Consider the following 233-nt stretch of genomic DNA (forward strand, 5'->3'; position numbering starts at 1 on the left):
TCACGACATGACGGCGGCCTTGCTGCTTGCCGATCGCATCGCGGTGATGCGGGCCGGACGGGTTGTGGCGCAAGGCCAGCCGGCTGAGCTGTCAAACACCAACGAGCCCTATGTGGCGGAGCTGTTGAGCACGCCCAAGCGGCAGGCCGAGCGCCTGAACGCCCTGCTCGCGGGAGCAAGCGCAGGATGAGTTTCCTGTCCGACCCTCGCTGGCGTGACGCGGCGGCGCACCT

Annotated in this window: 1 pseudogene; it reads left to right on the forward strand. The window is 68.2% G+C overall.

What is annotated here, in order from left to right:
* A pseudogene (locus FNJ47_RS49070) lies at positions 1-190 on the forward strand (ABC transporter ATP-binding protein); the annotation flags it as partial.
* Positions 191-233: the final 43 nt, after the last annotated feature.

Source organism: Bradyrhizobium uaiense, assembly GCF_010811875.1.
Lineage (GTDB): Bacteria > Pseudomonadota > Alphaproteobacteria > Rhizobiales > Xanthobacteraceae > Bradyrhizobium > Bradyrhizobium uaiense.